Source organism: Rhodanobacter lindaniclasticus (genome assembly GCF_004799035.1).
Taxonomy (GTDB): Bacteria; Pseudomonadota; Gammaproteobacteria; order Xanthomonadales; family Rhodanobacteraceae; genus Rhodanobacter; species Rhodanobacter lindaniclasticus.
Genome location: NZ_MWIO01000020.1, coordinates 57519 through 72808, shown reverse-complemented (window position 1 = coordinate 72808; position 15290 = coordinate 57519). Strand labels below are relative to the sequence as shown.

Here is a 15290-nt window from a genome sequence, read left to right as displayed (position 1 = left end):
CTCAGAGCCGGCCGCCCTGATCGGCGGCCAGCAGCTCGGCCGGCAACGGCAGCGCTTCCAGGCCGCGTGCCAGAAGCATCGCCTGGAAGCGCTCGCCCATCTGCTCGGGCAGCATCAGCTTCTTCACCTGCTGCGCCAGCTGGAGGCGGCCGCGTTCGTCGGCCGGCTGCAACTGCTCGAACACCTGCTGCAAGCCTGCGCCGATCAGGAACTGCGCCTGCGGCATGTACGCCGCCACGCCGAAGCCGGCGCTGTTGCCGGCCTCGGCCAGCGCGGTGAAGTCAACCGACGCGGTGAGGTCGTTCAGGCCCGGCAGGTACAGCGGATCGTTGTGCGCGTGGTGGCGGTAGTGCGCCATCAAGGTGCCTTCGTCGCGCTCCGGCAGATAGTACTCGCGGCGCACGTAGCCGTAATCGACGAACAGCATCACGCCGGCGACCAGCGAGCCGGCCACGGCCTGGATCCAGTACGGCAACTGTGGCAGCAATTCGGAGCGGTAGCCGTCGACGAACTCTGCGCCGAGGTCGCGTTCGACATGGCGCACCGCGCCGGCGACCAGCGCATCGGCGGGACGATCGACGCGCAGCAGCCGCCCCTCGCCGTCCAGCGCCACGTATTCCTCGAACACCTCGCCCTCGCGCATCACGAAACGGGTGGCCGGCAGCGCGTCGATCACCTCGTTGGCGAACAGCACGCCGCGCCACTCCTGCTCGGGCGGTCGATCCAGCCACGCCACGCGGGCGTTGAGTTCCGCCGGCAGGTTCGCCTGCAGACGTTCGCACTGGCGCTCGCGCAGGTCGGCACTGGGCTCCAGGATCAGGTAGCGCCGCGGCAAGGTGTCGCTCGCCGCCAGTGCCTTCAGCGCAGCCTCGGCAAACGCGCCGCTGCCGCCGCCGAGTTCGAGGAAGTCGGCTTCCTCGCCCAGCATCGCCAGCACCGGCTGCAGCGCACTTACCACGCAGCGCGCGAACAATTCACCCAGTTCCGGCGCGGTGACGAAATCGCCGGCCGCGCCGAATTTGGTCCGTCCGGCGCTGTAATAGCCCAAGCCCGGCGCATACAGGCAACGCTCCATGTACTGCGAGAACGGCATCGGCCCGTGCGAGGCGATCTGCTCGCGCAGCAACTGCAGCAGGCGGTCGGAATGGGCGCGTTCGTCGGCGCTCGGTTCGGGGAGGCGGGAGGGCATCGGTCTTGCCGGTGATGAAAACGCGGCAAGCATAACGGATGGCCCGCAACCGTCAGAGCAATGGCGGGGCGGGCACTGCCCGCCGGCCTTTGATCCCGCAACACACGGCGGCGGGCAGTGCCCGCCCTACGCGGCCCGACGTTTCTCGCCGTTCCGATTTCCTGTTTCCGGCCCTTCAGAAATCCTTCTGCAGGCCCAGGTACACGCCGCGGCGCGGCCCGAACTGCGGCGCGCCGACACCGATGCCGCTGCCGTCACGCAGCTCGTAGGTGCGATCCAGCGCGTTGATCAGCGCCAGTTGCGCATGCAACCGGCCGAAGCCGTCGATCACGAAATCATGCGCGACGTTGAGGTTGAGCTGGAAGTACGCCGGCAGCGTGGCGCCGTTCGGCACCGTGCCGTCCTTGCGCAAGCCGCTGCCGTACAGGTAGTTGGCGCCGAGGCGGGTGGCGTCATCCAGCGCATAGCTGACGCCACCGGACGAGGTGAGTTTCTGGTCATGGTCGAGAAAGATCCAGTGCCGGCTGACCCAGACCAGGTCATCCGGTGCGAAGTTGTACTGGCTGCTGATGATGCGTTTGCCGATGGCCTTGCCCAGCGACGCATTGAAATACGCCGACAGCGGCCCCTGCTCGTAGTTGACGGTGAACTCCACGCCCTTCACCCGCCCGTCGGCGTAGTTGAAGGTGGAGTAGACTAGGGCGGAGCCGAACTGGCCCTCGTCCTGCAGGCGCCGCACCTTGCGGTAGTACGCGTCCACGCCCAGCGTCCAGGCTTCGCCGAGGCGTTGCTGGATGCCCGCATCGAAATAGCCCGAACGCTCGGCCAGCGGCGTGTTGTTGCCGCTGTCCGCCACGGCGTTGGTGGTGCCGTCGAACTTCGCGATGTTGCTGCTGGCGATCATTTCGGTCGCCGGCGGGGTGAAGTAGCGCGAGTAGCCCGCGTGCACGGTGGTGCCGCCGCCGGCCTGCCAGACCAGGCCCAGGCGCGGACTCAGCTGGCTCTCGCTGCGCACCAGCTGGTAGCGGTCGCCGCGCAGGCCGAGGTTCAGCGTCCAGTTCTCGCCGAGGCTCCATTCGTCCTGCACGTAGGCCGACCAGGTTTTGGCGACGAGACGACTGCCGTCGAGAATATTGATCGGCGTGGTGCTGGTCTGTTCGCCATCGGCATCGGCCGGAAACACCCAGGCATCGTTGCCGCTGACGGCACGCTCGATACTGCCCCAGATGCCGTAGCGCAGGGTGTGGCGCCCGCCCAGCGGCGTGGAGAAATCCGCCTGCAGGGTGCTCGCGCGGTTGCTGCGGCCTACGGCGGAAGCCACGCCGTTGAACATCAGCTCGCCGATCCGGTCCGGCGTGTAGGCGAGGCGGCTGTAGCGCTGGCCCAGCGACAGCTGGTAGTCGGTCACGCCCAGCTTGCCCTGCAGCGCGAGCACGCCGAAGCGGGTGGTCTCGCGCTGGCGTTGGTCGAGGTCGGCGGAATCGAAATCAACCGTGTCGAGATAGCCGAACGCCGGTACCTGGTCGGGGTTGTTCGGAATCTGGTAGCGGTTGTTGGCGGCGCCGAACAGCAGGCTCATGCGGGTGTCATCGTCGATCAGGTAGCTGATATCGCCGAAGCCCTTCACCTGGTTGGTGCGGTCATGGATCGGCTTTTTGCTCGGCGTGGGATTCTCGATGCCGGCGTCACTCTCCAGATAGTTGCCGGTGAAAAACCAGCTCCAGCGATTCTTGCTGCCCCAGACCGACGCGCTCGGGTTCAGCATGGCGTTGCTTCCGCCGGTGATGCCGACGCTGCCGCCGTCGCCGAGGTCGCGCCCGCTGCGCGTGGTGATGTCGACCACCGCCGCGGTACGCAGGCCGTACTGCGCCGGCAGCGCGCCGTCGAGCAGCGTCACGGTGTCGATCATGTGCGCGTCGAGGCTCTGGCCGAAGCCGCCGATCGACTCGGGAATGATCACGCCGTTGATGCGGTATTGCAGGTTCGCGTGGTCGCCACGCACGTGCACGCCGCCGTAGGAATCCTGCACCACGCCGGGCGCCTGCAGCAGCACCTGGTTCATCGGCGTGGACGCGCCCAGCGGCAGCTGCACGATGGCCTTGTGGTCGATCACGTACTGGCTGGAGCCGGTGTCCGGCGACAGCACATTGCGCGCCTGGTCCAGCGCGGCGGAAACCGACACTTCGCCCAGCTCCCGCACCTGCAACGGCGACCCGCCGCCGCTGCCGTCGGCGGCGGGCGCGCCGGTATTCATCGGGGTGGGTTCGGTGGCGTGGACCGCACCCGCCAGCAGGGCGGCGGCGAGGGCCAGGGCAATCGGGGAGGCTTTCATCGAAGACCGGAGACGGGGAATAATTTGTAATGTTATAACATTCCCATATGTGTCGGCGACCCACCCGAGCCGAAAGTCACGCAGGGGACCGCACGGTTGGCCCGCGCTTCACGCGCGGCCTCTAGACTGCGAAGGCGCGGGGCGCGTCCGGCGTCCGCCATCGGAGCCACGCATGACCGAACCCAGCAAGCAGGTACCCGCCGTCGTCGTGCCGGCCGCCCACGGTCGGATCACCGGCGCGATCCTGGACTTCGTCAGCGAAGTGCCCGACAGCGAAGTTGGCAACAGCCCGCAGCCAGCCGCCGCGGCCCGCCGGCTGGCCGACCGCGCCGCCCGGCGTGCCGCCGTCACCGCCGGTTCGCTGGCTCTGCCGCCGGGCCCGCTGGGCTGGCTGACCCTGCTGCCGGAATTGATCGCGATCTGGAAGATTCAGGCGCAGATGGTCAGCGACATCGCCGCCGCCTACGGTCGCCACGCCACGCTGGGGCGTGAACAGATGCTGTGGTGCCTGTTCCGCCACACCGCGGCGCAGGCATTCCGCGACCTGGTGGTGCGCATGGGCGACCGGCTGGTGTTCCGGCGCATGTCGCATGGCGTGATCGAACGCGTCGCACGACAGATCGGCATCAAGCTGACCCGGCGCACGCTGGGCAAGGGCGCCTCGCGCTGGCTGCCGGCGATCGGCGCGCTCGGCGTGGGCGCCTACGCCTACTACGACACCCGCCAGGTGGCCGGCACTGCAATCGCGCTGTTCGAAAGCGACATCGTGATGGAGCAGCTCGACGGGGAAGCAGGCGACGACAAGGACTCGCGCGATGAGGCCGCCATGCCGCCACACGGATGACGCCCGCGCCGCTTTGCGGCAAGCTGGCCGCCGACCCGCTGCCGGATACCGATGATGACGCCACGCCATGACCGCCCCGTTGCGCTGATCACCGGCGCCGCGCGCCGCGTCGGTGCGGTGATCGCGCGTACCCTGCATGCGGCCGGCTACGACCTGGCGCTGCACTATCGCCATTCGGCAGACGAGGCGCGCACGCTGGCCGACGAACTGCAGGCGTCACGCGCCGACAGCGTGCTGCTGGTGCAGGCCGACTTCGCCGACCTGACCGCACTGGCGGCATCCGTCCAGAGCGTGGTGGCGCACTACGGCCGGCTCGATGCGCTGGTCAACAACGCCTCGGCGTTCTTTCCCACGCCGGTCGCCGAGGCCACGCAGGGGCAGTGGGAAACCCTGTTTGCATCCAACGCGCGCGCGCCGTTCTTCCTGAGCCAGGCCGCGCTGCCGGCGCTGCGCGACGCGCGCGGCAGCATCGTCAACCTGGTCGACATCTATGCCGAACGCCCGCTCGCCGACCATCCGCTGTACTGCATGGCCAAGGCCGCGTTGGCGGCAATGACCCGCTCGCTGGCGCTCGACCTCGCGCCCGCGATACGGGTCAACGGCGTGGCTCCGGGTGCGGTGATGTGGCCCAGCGACGGCAAGCCCCATGACGACCAGCAGGCGATGCTCGCGCGCACACCTTTGCAGCGTGCCGGCACGCCCGACGACGTGGCCGGCACCGTGCTGTGGCTGCTGCGCGACGCGCCGTTCGTCACCGGCCAGATCATCCGGGTGGATGGCGGACGCACTCTTTCGGTGTAGGAACCGCGGGCGATACTTTTCCGACCCTGGAATCCCGAATCCCGATCAAAAGCATCGCCCGCGAGCGGGCTCCTACGGGGTGCCGGCGGAGTGAATCGGCAGCGTCATTTCTTCTTCGGCGCGAAGGCCTGCTGCAACAGGGCCTGGTCGAAGCCCGCGCTGGCCTCGCCCGCCTCGGCATAGCGATAGAGCGCGGCCGCGTAGATGCCTTGCAGCGCGGACTGGATCAGCCCGAGCAGGATGAAGCCGAGCACCACGATCACCACTGCCGCCACCACCGCCACGATCGAATGCATGGCGATGGCGCCGCCGACCAGCAGCGCGCCGACCAGCACCGCCACAAATATCAGCAGGCCGAACACCACGCCGATGCCGCCCTGACCGATCAGGTTCTCGCCCCAGCTGCGCTTGAGCAGTTCCACGCTGTGCTTGACCGCGTCGATCGGGCCGACGTCCCTGCTCGCCAGCACCGGCACCACCAGGAAGGTGGCCACCGTCCAGGCCAGGCCGATCAGGCCGACCACGAAGCGGCCGATCAGGCCCAGGCGCTCCTGCACCATGCGCAGGAGCAGACCGACGGTGGCGGCGATCAGCGCATAGCCGAGGATTTGCGGCAGCCTGGCACGCGCCAGCGCAAAACCCGCGCCCACGCTGGTCGGCTCGCCGCGCAGGTGCATCAGCGCCACGCCGGTCAGCGCGGTCTGGAAGAAGATGATCACGAAGTACTGCACCAGGTAGAACGCGAACATCAGCAGGTAACTGCCGACCGACATGCGCTCGTGGAAATCGGCGCCGGCATGCTCGCCGCCGATCACCATCACGCCCACCGGAATCAGGAAGCTGGCCGCCACCAGCAGCGTGCACAGCCCCGACAACAACGGGAACACCAGCAGCGACTTGTCCGAGCGCAGCACCGCCGCGCTCGCCTTCATCAACGCCCAGCTACGCGCGAATTTTCCGGCCATGATTGCTCCCCTCATTCGTGGACCCGATGGGTGCCCGCCCTGCGCCGGCGATACCTTCCGGCACTCCGCCGGCAGTGTACCCGTTCAATCCGCCAGCGATTCAACCTGCAGCGGCTCGAGCTGTTGCGGAAACGCCGCCCACAGCTCGGCCATGCTCGAGCCACTGACCGGGTGGCGAAAATCCGGCGCGATATCGGCGATCGGCCGCAGCACGAAGGCGTGCTGCAACTCGTTGCGCGGAATCTGCAGGTGGCCGGGGCCGTCGATGACCAGCGCGTCGTAGAACACGATGTCGATGTCCAGCGTGCGGTCCGAATAGCGCGGCACGTCGCGGCGCCGGCCGTGGCGGTCTTCCAGCGCATGCAGCCAGTCGTTCAGCGCCTGCGGGGTCAGTTCGGTATCCAGCCCCACCGCGAGGTTCACGAACTCGGCGCCGGCGAAACCCACCGACGCGCTGCGATAGGCCGGCGACACCGTGATCTCGCCGAAGCGCTCGCGCAAGGCCTCGATCGCCGCGACGAGATGTTCTCGCGGTTCGAGGTTGGAACCCAGACTCAGGTAGACACGTGCCATCGTCTCAACCACCCGCCGCCAGGCGTGCCGGCTGCTCCTGCCGGTACGCCAGCGCCGCGCGCACGTCCTGCCCCGACGGCTGCTGGTACAGCGCCAGGCCGAACTCGGGCAGCAGCGCGAACAGATGGTCGAAGATGTCGCCCTGGGTGTTCTCGTAGTCTGCCCAGGCCACGCTGGCAGTGAAGCAGTACAGCTCCAGCGGAATGCCCTGCGGGCCGCTGGCGAGCTGGCGCACCAGACAGAACAACCCGTGGTGGATGCCTGGATGCGCATCCAGATAGGCCTGCGCATAGGCGCGAAAAGTACCCAGGTTGGTAAGCCGGCGTCGATTGCCCGCCACGTCGCCGGCCTCGCCCAGCGCCTGGTTCCACCGCGCCACCTCCTGCTCCTTCGATGGCAGGTAATCGGCCAGCAGACGCAACCTGGCCAACCGGCCCAGCGTGTCGGCGTCGAGAAAGCGCACGCTGGCCGCGTCGATGTACAGCGCGCGCTTGATCCGCCGCCCGCCGGTTTCCTGCATGCCGCGCCAGTTCTTGTACGAGTCGCTGATCAGGCGCCAGCTGGGGATGCTGGTGATGGTCTTGTCCCAGTTGCGCACCTTGACCGTGTGCAGCGCGATGTCGATCACGTCGCCATCGGCATTGAGCTGCGGCATCTCGATCCAGTCGCCGACCCGCAGCATGTCGTTCGACGACAACTGCACGCCAGCCACGAAGCCCAGGATGGTGTCCTTGAAGATCAGCATCAGCACCGCCGACATCGCACCCAGTCCGGACAGCAGCAGGCCGATGTGCTTGCCGGTTACCGCGGCGATGATGATCAGCCCGGCGACGACGAACAGGCCGAGCTTGATCAGCTGCACCAGGCCCTTGATCGAACGCTGCTGGCCGCGCGGGGTTTCCCGGTAGAGATCCTCCAGCGCCGACAGCGCGGCGCTGATCGCCATCACCACGAAGAACACCAGCAGCGCCGTCATCAGGTTGCCCACCAGGGCCTCGACATGGGTCGGCACCCCGGGCACCAGCATGATGCCGTACTGGATCGCCAGCGCCGGCACCATCCGCGCCAGCCAGTGGAAGGTGTGGCGTCGGAACAGGGCGTCATCCCACTTCCAGGTCGTGCGCCGGGTGACGCCACGCACCACGCGCAGCAGCAGTCGTCGCACCAGTTGCCCGGCCAGCCAGGCCAGCGCCAGCAGCGCGACTACGCCCAACACGGTGCGCATCCAGGGAAGATCGAGAAAGTTCTGCAGGGTCGGCATCAATTCGTTCCTGTCGGCTCGGAGCCCGCGCCATGGTCAGCGGGCAGGACGGGGCGGCAAGGACCGCCGAAGACACGTGGTCAACCGGGACAAACATGGCGGCCGGGCGGCGCTACAACAACCCCGACCGGTTTCGACGCAGGCGCTACCGCGGCCGCGTGCCGCGTTCGATGCACACGCCCACCGCCTTCGCGCCGCGCACCGCGCCGGGCTTGGACAGTTTCAGGCGCACCCAGCCCACAGCAAACTCCTCGCGGATGATCGCCGCGCAGCGCTCGGCCAGCGTCTCGACCAGGCCGAAGCTCGACTCGCCCACGTAATCGATCAGCCGCTTGGACACGTCCTTGTAATTGAGCGTCAGCGCGATGTCGTCGCTGGCCGCGGGCACCGTGTTGTCGAACGCCATCTCGATGTCGAACGACAGCGTCTGCCGCACGCGGCGCTCCCAGTCGTAGATGCCGATCACGGCGTCAATGCGCAGGTCTTCGATGAATACGGTGTCCATGGCGGTTCATTGGGGCCGGTAGTCGTACAGGGTCGGCGAGCCGGCTTGCGGATGCAAGTCGTGGCACGCCCGCCATGCGATCATGCGCAAATGCCCGCCTTCAGCATCCTCCCGCTCAAACCCGCTCTGCTCGCCAGTGTCGAGACCCTTGGCTATGCCGAAATGACTCCGGTGCAGGCGCAAAGCCTGCCGCCGATGCTGGAAGGGCGCGACGTGATCGCGCAGGCGCAGACCGGCAGCGGCAAGACCGCGGCGTTCGGGCTGAGCCTGCTGCAAACGCTGGACGTGGACACGATCCGCCTGCAGGCGCTGGTGCTGTGCCCCACCCGCGAACTGGCCGACCAGGTCAGCAAGGCGATCCGCAAGCTGGCGGCGAACATTCCCAACGTGAAGCTGCTGACGCTGTGCGGCGGCATGCCACTGGGTCCGCAGCTGGCCTCGCTCACCCACGACCCGCACATCGTCGTGGGCACGCCCGGCCGCGTGCAGGAGCACCTGAAGCGGCAAAGCCTGCATGGCGGCGGCATCAAGGTGCTGGTGCTGGACGAGGCCGACCGCATGCTCGACATGGGTTTTTCGGAGGCGATCGACGACATCATCGGACGCATCGCGAAACATCATCAGACCCTGCTGTTCTCGGCCACCTACCCGGACGAGATCCGCGCGGTGAGCCAGCGCGTGCAGAAGGATCCGGTCGAAGTGACGGTGGCCGCGCCGGCCGACGAGAAGCCGGCGATCGAGCAGCGCTTCCACGAGGTGGAACCGGCGCAGAAACTCGACGCGCTGGCGCAGTTGCTGGCAGGCGAGCGGGGCGAGCAGGCCCTGGTGTTCTGCAACATGCGCCGCGAAGTGGACGCGGTGGCGCACGAACTCGACCGCCGCGGCTTCTCCGCGCTGGCGCTGCACGGCGACATGGAGCAGCGCGACCGCGACGAGGTGCTGGTGCGCTTCGCCAACCACAGCTGCGCGGTGCTGGTGGCCACCGACGTGGCCGCGCGCGGGCTGGACATCGCCGCACTGCCGCTGGTGGTCAGCTACGACATCGCGCACGACCCGGAAACCCACACCCACCGCATCGGCCGCACCGGCCGCGCCGGCGAGGCGGGCCTGGCGATCACGCTGTGCACCCCACGCGAGCGGCCGAAGGCGGCGAACATCGAGGAGTCGAACGGCACGCCGCTGCCGTGGCGCCCGCTGAAGATTGCGCCGCCACGCGGCAAGACCCTGCACCTGGCACCGATGAAAACCCTGGTGATCGACGCCGGCCGGCAGGACAAGCTGCGTCCCGGCGATATCCTCGGTGCGCTCACCGGCGACGCCGGGCTGGCCGCGAATGACATCGGCAAGATCGACGTGTTCGCTACCCGCGCCTACGTGGCGATCAGTCGTGCGCTGGCCAACAAGGCACTGGAACGCCTGCGCGCCGGCCGCATCAAGGGCCGCAACTTCCGCGTGCGCGCGCTGGCCTGACCCTCATGGAAACCCGCATGCGACGCCTGCTCATCCTCCTCGTCCTGCTGCTTGCCACCACCGCCTGCCATGCGGCGATCCCGGTCTACGGCTACCGCATCGTGCATGTCTACCCGCACGACACCTCGGCCTACACCGAGGGGCTGTTCTACAAGGACGGCTTCCTCTACGAAAGCACCGGAGAAAAGGGCGCCTCGACCGTCCGCAAGGTGCAACTGGAAAGCGGCAAGGTGCTGCAGCGGCATGACGTGCCGGCACAGTATTTCGGCGAAGGCATCGTCGCGTGGAACGGCGAGCTGATCCAGCTCACCTGGCAAGCCCGGACCGGCTTCGTCTACGGCCTGGACGACTTCAAACTGCGCCGCACGTTCAGCTATCCCGGCGAAGGGTGGGCGCTGACCCGGGACGAGCACCGCATCTACATGAGCGACGGCTCGTCCGTGCTGCGCATCCTCGACCCCGCCACCCTGGCCCGCGTGGGCAGCATCACCGTCACTGCCGACGGCGCGCCGGTGACCAACCTCAACGAGCTGGAATGGGTGGACGGCGAGATCTACGCCAACGTCTGGCTGACCAACCGCATCGCGCGCATCGACCCGGCCAGCGGCCACGTCGTGGGCTGGATCGACCTCACCGGGCTGTTCGACGTGAGCACCCTGCCGGTGCCGATGAACGACGTGCTCAACGGCATCGCCTGGGACGCACGCGGCAAGCGCCTGTTCGTCACCGGCAAGCACTGGCCGAAGCTGTTCGAGATCGAGCTGGTGAAACAGCCCGCACGTTGAGCCGGCAGGATCTCAGCGGCCCAGCCAGCGCGCGACAGCGCGGCCGGCGAGCAGGCCGCTGGCGAAGCAGGCGGTGAGCAGGTAGCCGCCGGTGGGTGCTTCCCAGTCCAGCATTTCGCCGGCGCAGAACGTGCCTGGGCGAGCGCGCAGCATCAGGTCGACATCGAGCGCTTCGAGCCGCACGCCGCCGGCGGTGCTGATCGACTCGGCGATCGGGCGCGGCGCGCGCAGGCGCAACGGCAAGGCCTTCAGCTGCGCGGCGAGCGCCAGCGGATCGGCCAGGGTGGCTTTGTCGGTGAGCTCGAACACCAGCGCGCACTTCGCCGCATCCAGCCCGGCGCGGCGGCGCAGCCAGTCGCCGATGCTGTGCTTGCCGCGCGGTGCGGCGAGCCGTTCGGCCAGCACCGCCTGCGCGTAGCCCGGCACCAGGTCCAGCATCAAGCCGGCCTCGCCGCGCGCGGCGATCTGCTCGCGCAGCTCGGCGCCGATCGCGTAGACCAGGCTGCCCTCGATGCCGTATTCGCTGAGCACGAATTCGCCCTGACGCGAACGGGCCGTGCCGTCGCGGTCCACCCAGTGCGCCACCACCGGTTTCAGCGGTGCACCGGCGAAGCGGCTGCGCAGGTGGTCGCTCCAGTCGAGCTCGAAACCGCAGTTCGCGCTCTGCAGCGGCGCGATGTCGATGCCGGCGCGTTGCAGAGCCGCCACCCAGCCACCGTCGGAGCCCAGTTGCGGCCAGCTGGCGCCGCCGAGCGCGAGGATCGCCGCACCGGCGTGGATCATCCGTTCGCCCTGCGGCGTGGCGAAACGCAGCGAGCCATCCGCCTGCCAGCCGAGCCAGCGATGATGCATGTGGAAACCCACGCCCGCGTCGCGCACGCGGCGCACCCAGCGACGCAGCAGCGGCGCCGCCTTCAGATCCCGCGGAAACACGCGGCCGGAACTGCCAACGAAGGTCTCCACGCCAAGCTCGGCCGCCCACGCGCGCAATGCCGGCGCATCGAACGCGGCCAGCCAGCGACCCACCTCCGCCTGGCGCGCGCCATAGCGGGCCACGAACCGATCCGGCGCCTCGCCGTGGGTGAGGTTGAGGCCGCCCTTGCCGGCCAGGAGAAACTTGCGTCCGACCGAGCCCATCGCGTCGTACAGGTCCACCTCGACGCCCGCGGCGCGCGCGGTCTCCGCCGCCATCAGGCCGGCGGGGCCACCGCCGATGACGGCAAGTCGGGGCGTTGCGCGGATAGACATCCGGCCATGGTCGCACGCGTCACCAAACGACGCATGCCGGCGCGTCGGTGCAGTCTGAATCGAAACTGACCGCGGCATGCTGTTCGGGGGCGCAGGGCGCACTTCCCGGCAACACTCCATTCGGCAAGTTCTTTCGCCGCGCGGCGCTGCGGAAAACGCAATTTCATTCGACAATGCGATTATGTTCGCGGGCCACGTGAAATCGCTGAATAATCCAGGAAGGGAGACCTTGCCTGATGGAATACTTCATCACCCGCGATGCCGCCCATGCCCTCCATGGCGCCGTTTCAGCCGGGCTACCGAGCAAGCGGACGCAGCGCAACATACCGCAAATAATTACGCCATCCGGGACCGCCCGATGACGCTCGAACCGTTGTGACGAAAATCACTGCGAGCCGGAAAAAGTCCTATTGACCGGATTAATCGCAGCGCCATACCGTCGTGCGGTTCGCCAACGGGGAGTTTGGCGAATGATCCTGTCAAGCAGCCATGCAATGACGCATGGCCTGCAGTCAATGGCATGCGACATGCCCGCAGCTGGCCCTCAAGGACTCACCAGGGGAGGGCCGACCGAAGCGGGTACGGGATCGTCGGTCCGCTTCAAAAAATCACGGATGCCGTGCACGCGCGGCAAATCAACCAATGAGGCGCGGGCAGTCTCAGGGCAGCGCTTTGCCTCAAAAAACTTCGGGAGTCACCATGCCAAGTCATCATCGTCTCAAGTTGCTGGCCGCCGCGATCAGTTTCGCGGCAGCCGGTGCGCTGGGCGCCACGCCAGCCAGCATCACCAGCGGCACCACTTTCGTCGCGCTGAACCAGCACGCCACCGTGCTGCGTCAGGGCGACGTGGTCAGCGGCGCGCTGTCCAGCGCACAGCCGATGCACATCGAGGTGGCGCTGAAATTGCGCAACCCGGCCCAGCTGCACAGCTTCATCGCCACCGCCAAGAGCTCGCCGCTGTCGATGGTGCAGCGCTCGATGACGACGCCGCAGTTCGTCACCAGCTATTCGCCCACCGCCACGCAGGCGAACAGGGTGGCGGCCTGGCTGCGCGCAGCCGGCTTCACCAACGTGCAGATCTCGCCAAACCGGATGCTGGTGTCGGCCGATGGCCGCGCCGATACCGCCGGCGCCGCGTTCAAGACCACGTTTGCCCAGGTGCGCACCAAGGATGGCCGCATGGCGTACATGCACAACGACGACGTGCACATCCCTGCCTCGCTGCAGGACGTGGTGCTGTCGGTGATCGGCCTGCAGAGCGTGCACCAGGCGCACACCTTCGCCAAGCCTATGCAATCGGGTTACACCACGCAGGCAGTGACCGGCCACAACCCGGTCGAGTTCGCCTCGATCTACGGCGGCAGCGGCGTGACCACGGCGGCCGGCGTGCCGGTGGGCATCGTCACCCAGGGCAAGATCACCCAGACGATTACCGACCTCAACACGTTCACCTCGCAGAACGGCCTGCCGACGGTAACCACGCAGACGGTCAACACCAACGGCACCAGCAGCGACACCAGCGGCCTGGGCGAGTGGAGCCTGGACAGCCAGGACATCGTCGGCATGGCCGGCGGCCATGTCGGCAGCCTGATCTTCTACAACATCCCCACGCTGTCCAACAGCGACCTGACGGCGGACTTCAACACCATCGTCAACGCCAACGCGACCAAGATCATCAACGTCTCGCTGGGTGAATGCGAAACCAGTGCGCAGGGCGACGGCTCGGCCGCGGCGCAGGACCAGATCTTCCAGCAGGCCGTGGCGCAGGGGCAGACCTTCTCGATCTCCACCGGCGATTCCGGCGCCGACGAGTGCGGCGACGGCGGCGTCACGCCGAGCTGGCCGGCCGCGTCGCAGTACGTGGTGGCGGTGGGCGGCACCACGCTGAATGCGTCGACCACCACCTGGAACAGCGCCACCGTGTGGACCAGCGGCGGCGGCAGCTCCAGCACCTTCGAGCCGCAGCCGAGCTGGCAGAACGGCGTGGCCCCGGGCAGCACGCGCGGTCTGCCGGACATCGCCTACGATGCCGACCCGAACTCGGGCGCGAAGATCATCGTCAGCGGCGCCACCCAGCAGTACGGCGGCACCAGCCTGTCGGCACCGCTGTTTGCCGGCGCGTGGGCTCGGATCATCGCGATCAAGGGTTCCGGCGTCGGCTTTGCCGCACCGCTGCTGTACCAGCTGCCCGCGTCCGACTTCCACGACATCACTTCGGGCAACAACGGCGGCGAGACGGCGAGCGCCGGCTATGACCTGGCCACCGGTCGCGGCGAACTGATCATCAGCGGCGCGGCCAGCGATATCGGCGGCGGCGGCAGCAACGTGCCGCCGGTCGCCAACTTCAGCGATTCGATCAACGGCCTGAGCGTGAGCTTCACCGACAGCTCCAGCGACAGCGACGGCTCGATCGCCTCGCGCTCGTGGAACTTCGGCGACGGCGCCACCTCCACCGCGACCAACCCCAGCCACACCTATGCGGCGGCCGGTACCTACAGCGTGTCGCTGACGGTGACCGACAACGACGGCGCGACCAACACCAAGACGCAATCGGTGACGGTCAGCTCCAGCGGCGGTGGCGGCAACCAGTTGCAGAACGGCGTGGCGCTCACCGGCCAGTCCGGCGCCCAGGGCGCGCAGTTGTTCTACACCGTGGTGATTCCGGCCGGCGCCAGCAACCTGGTGATCTCCGAGTCCGGCGGCACCGGCGACGCGGACCTGTACACCAGGTTCGGCTCCGCCCCGACCCTGTCCAGCTACGACTGCCGGCCGTACATCAGCGGCAACAACGAGAGCTGCACCGTGGCCTCGCCGCAGGCCGGCACCTACTACGTGATGTTGAACGGCTACACCGCGTTCTCCGGCGTCAGCGTCAAGGCGACCTGGAGCACCGGCAGCGGTGGTGGCGGTGGCGGCAACGTGCTGCAGAACGGCGTGCCGGTGACCGGCCTGGCCGCGACTCGCAACAACGCCGTGTACTACACGATGGTGGTGCCGTCGGGGGCCAGCAACCTCAACATCAACATCGCCGGCGGCTCGGGTGATGCCGACCTGTACGTGAAGTTGGGCTCGCAGCCGACCACCAGCAGCTACGACTGCCGCCCCTACGTGTCGGGCAACAGCGAGAGCTGCACCGCCTCGGCACCGACCCCGGGCACCTACTACATCATGGTGCGCGCGTATCGGACCTACAGCGGCGTAACGCTGGAAGGCAGCTACAACCCGTAACCTGCAAGCCCCGTACTGCGCAGGGAAGCGCAGCTTTTCATGGAAGCCACGGAAGGCTTCGGCCTGCCCCGCCCGGGCAGGCTTTTTTT

The 15290-nt window shown here is 67.9% G+C and carries 12 protein-coding genes; 5 read left to right on the top strand and 7 right to left on the bottom strand.

Going from position 1 to position 15290, the window contains the following annotated elements; genetic code table 11:
- Position 1: 1 nt before the first annotated feature.
- Both B1991_RS07305 and B1991_RS07300 read right to left on the bottom strand, forming a co-directional pair.
- Positions 2–1189, bottom strand: a complete 1188-nt coding sequence (locus B1991_RS07305) for a class I SAM-dependent methyltransferase (RefSeq protein WP_136258064.1) — start codon at positions 1187–1189, stop codon at positions 2–4.
- Between the two features lie 175 nt (positions 1190–1364).
- On the bottom strand, positions 1365–3521 hold the full coding sequence (locus B1991_RS07300) for a TonB-dependent receptor (RefSeq protein ID WP_136258063.1): 2157 nt from the start codon (positions 3519–3521) through the stop codon (positions 1365–1367).
- A 172-nt stretch (positions 3522–3693) separates the two neighbouring features.
- Here B1991_RS07300 and B1991_RS07295 point away from each other — a divergent pair, with 172 nt between their 5' ends.
- Both B1991_RS07295 and B1991_RS07290 read left to right on the top strand, forming a co-directional pair.
- Positions 3694–4365 carry a hypothetical protein gene (locus B1991_RS07295; RefSeq protein WP_136258062.1) on the top strand — a complete coding sequence of 224 codons (672 nt, stop codon included), beginning with the start codon at positions 3694–3696 and terminating at the stop codon, positions 4363–4365.
- A 54-nt stretch (positions 4366–4419) separates the two neighbouring features.
- Positions 4420–5166: a pteridine reductase gene (locus B1991_RS07290; protein WP_136258061.1), complete on the top strand. Its 747-nt coding sequence runs from the start codon at positions 4420–4422 to the stop codon at positions 5164–5166.
- A 104-nt stretch (positions 5167–5270) separates the two neighbouring features.
- On the opposite strand, the gene B1991_RS07285 is transcribed toward B1991_RS07290, so the two are convergent.
- The 4 genes from B1991_RS07285 to folB all read right to left on the bottom strand — a co-directional run bounded on the left by B1991_RS07285 (position 5271) and on the right by folB (position 8470).
- A complete protein-coding gene (locus B1991_RS07285) occupies positions 5271–6131 on the bottom strand; it encodes a DUF6159 family protein (RefSeq protein ID WP_136258060.1) in 861 nt (286 codons plus the stop codon).
- Positions 6132–6215: 84 nt separating this feature from the next.
- Positions 6216–6704: a 2-amino-4-hydroxy-6-hydroxymethyldihydropteridine diphosphokinase gene (gene folK / locus B1991_RS07280; RefSeq protein WP_136258059.1), complete on the bottom strand. Its 489-nt coding sequence runs from the start codon at positions 6702–6704 to the stop codon at positions 6216–6218.
- A gap of 4 nt (positions 6705–6708) precedes the next feature.
- Positions 6709–7965, bottom strand: coding sequence for a mechanosensitive ion channel family protein (locus B1991_RS07275; protein WP_136258058.1), 1257 nt, complete (start codon positions 7963–7965; stop codon positions 6709–6711).
- Between the two features lie 145 nt (positions 7966–8110).
- On the bottom strand, positions 8111–8470 hold the full coding sequence (gene folB, locus B1991_RS07270; protein ID WP_136258057.1) for a dihydroneopterin aldolase: 360 nt from the start codon (positions 8468–8470) through the stop codon (positions 8111–8113).
- Positions 8471–8560: 90 nt separating this feature from the next.
- Between folB and dbpA the strand changes: the two genes are divergently transcribed.
- On the top strand, positions 8561–9940 hold the full coding sequence (gene dbpA / locus B1991_RS07265; protein ID WP_136258056.1) for an ATP-dependent RNA helicase DbpA: 1380 nt from the start codon (positions 8561–8563) through the stop codon (positions 9938–9940).
- Between the two features lie 17 nt (positions 9941–9957).
- On the top strand, positions 9958–10725 hold the full coding sequence (locus B1991_RS07260) for a glutaminyl-peptide cyclotransferase (RefSeq protein ID WP_136258055.1): 768 nt from the start codon (positions 9958–9960) through the stop codon (positions 10723–10725).
- A gap of 12 nt (positions 10726–10737) precedes the next feature.
- Here the strand turns inward: B1991_RS07260 and B1991_RS07255 are convergent, their stop codons facing one another.
- Positions 10738–11973 carry a TIGR03862 family flavoprotein gene (locus tag B1991_RS07255; RefSeq protein WP_136258054.1) on the bottom strand — a complete coding sequence of 412 codons (1236 nt, stop codon included), beginning with the start codon at positions 11971–11973 and terminating at the stop codon, positions 10738–10740.
- A 699-nt stretch (positions 11974–12672) separates the two neighbouring features.
- Here B1991_RS07255 and B1991_RS07250 point away from each other — a divergent pair.
- Positions 12673–15201 (top strand): pre-peptidase C-terminal domain-containing protein, encoded by a 2529-nt coding sequence (locus B1991_RS07250; RefSeq protein ID WP_136258053.1) that lies wholly within the window; start codon positions 12673–12675, stop codon positions 15199–15201.
- Positions 15202–15290 lie beyond the last annotated feature (89 nt).